Origin of the sequence: Sinorhizobium psoraleae (assembly GCF_013283645.1) — a bacterium.
Classification (GTDB): domain Bacteria; phylum Pseudomonadota; class Alphaproteobacteria; order Rhizobiales; family Rhizobiaceae; genus Sinorhizobium; species Sinorhizobium psoraleae.
Genome location: NZ_JABEKV010000037.1, coordinates 1 through 4,898, shown reverse-complemented (window position 1 = coordinate 4,898; position 4,898 = coordinate 1). Strand labels below are relative to the sequence as shown.

At 60.3% G+C, this 4,898-nt stretch carries 3 protein-coding genes and 2 pseudogenes; 2 read left to right on the top strand and 3 right to left on the bottom strand.

The annotated features are described in order from the left end of the window. The coding region (locus ILFOPFJJ_RS34865; RefSeq protein WP_210267718.1) for a hypothetical protein at nt 1-230 on the top strand (230 nt) is incomplete at its 5' end. Here the strand turns inward: ILFOPFJJ_RS34865 and ILFOPFJJ_RS34350 are convergent. The 3 genes and pseudogenes from ILFOPFJJ_RS34350 to ILFOPFJJ_RS34340 all read right to left on the bottom strand — a co-directional run. Next, entirely contained in the window at nt 195-986 is a 792-nt protein-coding gene (locus tag ILFOPFJJ_RS34350; RefSeq protein WP_173514836.1) for a tetratricopeptide repeat protein, read from the bottom strand. The genes ILFOPFJJ_RS34865 and ILFOPFJJ_RS34350 overlap by 36 nt on opposite strands. Before the next feature lie 17 nt (nt 987-1,003). After that, nucleotides 1,004-3,733 (bottom strand): Tn3 family transposase, encoded by a 2,730-nt coding sequence (locus ILFOPFJJ_RS36850; protein ID WP_312032795.1) that lies wholly within the window; start codon nt 3,731-3,733, stop codon nt 1,004-1,006. 132 nt (nt 3,734-3,865) lie between these two features. After that, nucleotides 3,866-4,096: pseudogene (locus tag ILFOPFJJ_RS34340) on the bottom strand (hypothetical protein); the annotation flags it as partial. Nucleotides 4,097-4,170: 74 nt separating this feature from the next. On the opposite strand from ILFOPFJJ_RS34340, the pseudogene ILFOPFJJ_RS34335 reads away from it, so the two are divergent. Beyond that, nucleotides 4,171-4,771: pseudogene (locus tag ILFOPFJJ_RS34335) on the top strand (IS630 family transposase); the annotation flags it as partial. Nucleotides 4,772-4,898: the final 127 nt, after the last annotated feature.

Sequence of the window (4,898 nt, the reverse complement as noted above, 5' to 3'; positions counted from 1 at the left end):
AGGTTTATGTGCGATTCAAGCCATTGTTTCTGCTGACGCGACGGAATTTGTTGCGCAAACGTTCGTTTGTGCGCGCAGGTAAGCTCTCGGATTATCGGCCGCGTCTGCGTGGTTTCAGTTTCCTGGTCGCTTCCGCCAACCATTCGATCGCGCCAGGTGTCGCCTGCCAGGCTTTGCCGTTCTCTTCGACATATTCACCTGCCTCGTCTTCGCCGCCCATGGTGATGTAGCCATCCAGGGAGGCGACGAGGGGCTGCTTGCCGGACAAAACACAGGGTACATGGCTGTTGGCCAGCCACGCTTCCTCGGCCATTTTGTCGGCCTCTGGATTGCCGTCCCGGAAAGCGAGAAGAGCCTGCGTATAAAGCCATAGCTGCGGCGCAGTCTTCCTTATATTTCTTGAAGAGGTTCTTCAGCGCTTTGATGTCGTTGCGTGCCAGCAGATGTCCGGCCAGCACATAACGGATGCCCTGATTGTCATTAGGATTGAGCTCGAGCATAGTTTGGTAATGCTCGAGCGCTTCGTGTTGTCGGCCAAGCCGCCAGAGTGCTGCGGCAAGACCGGCCCGCGCCCGCACATAAGGCCTGGTTTCCAAAAAGCCCCAGAAATGGCCGGCACACTCCTCGAACCCTTCAGGCCCGAGCGCCTGTTCACCCGCCTCGACCCCTTTCTGATACCAGATGAGGGCCTCCTGGACAGATTTGGCTTCCTCTTCGGCAAGCAACACGTAGGCGTCTGCGCAAAGCGGAGAGACAGTGAGCGCTTTTCTGGCAAGGGCTATACGCTTGCTCCGGGACGGCGTTTCCCATGCGTCATACATGATCTCCTGCGCAGCATCGACAGGATCGCGTTCGCGTGTGTCGCCGAAAAAGCCGGTCATCAGACCTTCCATCCCCCGGAGATCCGGCATTGCGGGACGCGGATTGTCATTGCCGGGCTTGGGGCCCTTTGCGGTTTTCTTTCTCGGTTTCTTCGATACAAGCATCTTCACCTCCGCCAATGTCAGGCTGCGCGCATGTGCTCAAAATCGATGCGCCGACCGAAATCGAGGTCGAAGGCACCGTAGGGATTGATGTGTGAATAGATGAGCGGGGTCAGTCCGCGATAGTCTTCCGGCGCCAGGCGCGCCGCCCAAGCCGGTTCGGTTAGAACGTTCTGCATCATCAGCGTGTTGACGTAAACAAGGCAATTCTGCAGCAGATGCAGCGCCAGAACCGAGATTTCCTGATCCTCCAGCCGGTTGGTTGCAACCTCGCCGCCCTTGCCGAAAAAGATGAAGCCATTGGCGCTGTTCCAGTTCTCGACCACATTCAGCCCTTCATGGATTTCGCGCCGGAATGCTTCCGAGCCGAGATAGCGGGTCAGGAAGATCGTCTTCACGACCTTACCGAGTTCTGCCAAAGCTTTGTAGGTCGGATGCTGCACGCTCGCCCGCGCAAAACGGCGCAGGATCGATTCCGCATCGGCGGTTCGATGCTGCAAGGCTGCAGTGTATTTGATCATTTCGTCATATTGCCGCTCGATCAGATCCCAGTCGATCGCGCGCGTCAGGATCGGCAGCAGGTTGGGAAGCTCCTGCGCCATGCCGGGATCGGGCAAATAGAGTTTCTGGCGCGCGATTGCCTTCAATCGCGGTGCCAGTTCGAAGCCGCCATAGCGGGCATGCCATTCCGCCATCAGGTTCTGGTCCCAGGCGCTGAACTTCTTCGAGTCCGAAGCGCACGACGTGGTTCCTTCACCCCACACCAGTGGATCGCGCACGGCGAGCAAGGCGTTCGTGACAGACGCCGTCGCCGCCTTAAGGGCCTCCTTGTGAATGAAACGGCGGCGGACATGGAGCAGCTCGGCATAGGACACACCCTCCGTCCCGGCACTGACGCGCTTCAGACCGGCATTCGTGCCGAGTCCATAGAGGCAAAGCAGCAGCCGGCTCTGCAAGGTGGATGCATCAAGGATGACGCGGTCGCCCGAGGTTTTGAAAGCCTCCAGACATCCGGTCCTGAGTGCCGCTTCCTTGAGCACGTCCAGCAAGCCTGTGCCCGGCCAGCGGCGCTCGATCTCGGCTTTCACCGCATCGAGGTTCGGCGGAGGCGGTAACGGTTCCAGCGGCGAGAGCGAGACGCGGTTGCGACCGCGCCAAAGAAGCCGGACATGCGGGTTGCCGGGCAGTCCGGCGTTCAGGCGATGCAGCGCAGCCGCCATCTCCACCTTGAACTTGGATACGAAGGCCTTCGCATCCATCGTTTGGCCAAGGTCGCGATAGTAATCGGCGCGTCCCTCGGTAAAATCCTGCGGCAGGTCCTCGTCTGGGTTGCGATAGCGATCAGCCCCCACCACCCAGATTTCCTTACAGCGAATTCGCTCCCGTAACGCCGTCAAGACACAAATTTCATAGTTGATGCGATTGATCCGCCAGCGGCCGGCGCCATCCCGTTCCAAGACCAGGTCGCGCCAGCGGGCCGGAACCACGCCTTCGATCGGAAGGCCGTCTTCAGGGTGGATGACGCGTCGGTCATCACCTTCCACGAGCAGGCGGTTCAACCATTCCAGCGCCGCGATCACCGGACGATGCGCTGCATTATTCGATCGAAACTCCAGAAGGCTCAACAGCGTCGGCAACATACGCCGGTAATGGCTGCCATAGGATGACGGCAAAACCGCATGCACCCGGCTCTGATAGGAACCGCCGGCCTTGTACTCGTGGACAACCGCGGCAAGTGCCACCTGATCAGCGACGGGAAAGATGACATCACACACCGCCCCGTCCGGTGTCGCAATGGCCGCCTCGGCAATCCGCGCCAGAATTCGCTCCTTGCCGTGGACCTTCTGAAAATCCTTCGCGATCGTCTTGACGACCCTGCGTTCCGCCGTCGTCGCCATCTTGTGCACCGTCTCGATCAGAAGATCGACAACAGCGTCGACGATTTCCCGCTCGCGCCGAACAAGATAGATCGCGTTGAGGCCGAGCCGGCGCGGTGCCGGCGCACCTCGCGGGCCGTCTCCTGGCCGATCCGACGATAGAGTTGTTCCAAAAGTGGGGCGCCGCCAACGCCAACCAGATCTGCGGGAAGCCGCAGCGACCGGATGAAGGAAAGCCGTTCCGCCACGGCGAGGATGCTTTCCAGCCCAACCCGGCCAGGATCCGCCTTCATCGTGTTGAAGCCAGTCGCACCGTCCGGCTCGGTCAGTGAAGCCTCCCAGTTTCGTGATCGCGTCTACATGCAGCCCGGCGGCGATCCGTTCTAGCAAGGCGCTTTCAAAGCCGCGCCGCACCGAGCGGTCCAATCGTTTCACCTCGCCGTCAGCCGGGCTTTGGAGACCATAATCCCGGCACCACAGACAAACCTGCTCAACCATCGCCGCTGAGGAGATTGCCGTGGGGCAAATCTCTCGTTCGAGCCAAGCAACAAGTGCAGCCCGATCATCCGCTGTCATGCGCCGGAGGCCGAGGAGGGCTAATATCTCCTCCCGATGGCGGCGGCCGGTCCGGCCAGCCCAATCGTAGCCATCGAGATCAGTCAGCGCGGCGGAAAGCTGCTCGGCAAGATAAGCAACAGGCTCCGCTGGAATCACACTTGCGTGATCGATAAATCTTCCCGCCCAGCGGTACATCTTCATCTGCGCAGCAAAACCATGCCTGGTCCGTAACGGCTTTGTCTCGATCAGCGCGAGTTCATCAAAGTTGAGGCTCCACCATCTGGCGAGTTCCGCTCCATCCCAATTCTGCTGCACGCCACGCCCCCATGGTTAGCCTTCCGATGGCTATCTTTGCGTGCGAGTATGTTCCCTTCAACACAGAAGCAGAAGATTCTCCATCTGTTCTTGCAGTTGGCCGTTTTCGCAGCGACGTACGCACTGGGCCTATTCCGGCGACATCAGTCGGACCTCATGTCCCTGGTTGCTCAGAAGCCGACTCAGATGATGCGCGCCGCAGGAGGCCTCCATTGCAACCGTGCAGGGCGGAAGTTTCGAGGCGAAGCCCACAATCGTTTTCGGTTGCATGCGGCGGCGCAGAACCACCCTCCCATCCGCATCCAATCCCGCAACGCTGCAGCTGTTCTTGCCAAGGTCAATTCCCAGTATCATGATCGTCATGGCTCGTCCTTCTCCGGTTCCAAACACCGGCATCCTAGCGCGATGCCCTCGAAGGAGGGCGGGCCATTCCATAAAAGTCCGCGCACGCACTGGAGCAGGATCGCCCAGACATCCTGAGGCGGCGCCGGGACTGGTTCGACGGCCAGCTCGATCTCGATCCGGCGAAGCTCGTGTTCATCGATGAGACCGGCCTCTCCACAAATGGCCCGCCTGCGTGGAAGAGCGCCGCGCGGCGAGCGCTGCCGGGCCGGCGTGCCGCATGGCCACTGGAAGACCACGACCTTCACAGGAGCGCTGCGGCTGACGGGCATGACTGCGCCCTTCGTCTACGACGGCGCCATGAACGGTAACGTGTTCCTGGCCTATGTCGAGCAGGTGCTGGTCCCGACATTGTCCGAGGGCGACATAGTCGTCATGGACAACCTGCCCGCCCACAAGGCCGCCGGCGTGCGCGACGCGATTGAGGCCGCAGGCGCGAGCCTGCTCTACCTGCCGCCCTACAGTCCCGACTTCAATCCGATTGAGAACGCCTTCGCCAAACTCAAGGCGCTGCTGCGGGCAAAGGCCGAGAGGACCATCAAGGCTCTGTGGGACGCGGTGGGCACGGTCGTCGACCTCTTCACCGCAGCCGAATGTGCCAACTACTTCAAAGCCGCAGGATATGACCCGGATTAAACAGGACGTGCTCTAGCAGGCTGTTGAAAAAAGAAGCTGGCCTGGAGGCTTTTGCCGTGATTCACTCGCGTGATCGAGTTTGGAGTGATGCATGCGCGGCGGCGATGTGAGAACGGGTGAACTCTTC

Excerpts from the sequence above, each read along its gene's own strand:
- ILFOPFJJ_RS34350 (WP_173514836.1), bottom strand. The coding sequence starts at position 986 with ATGCTTGTATCGAAGAAACCGAGAAAGAAAACCGCAAAGGGCCCCAAG.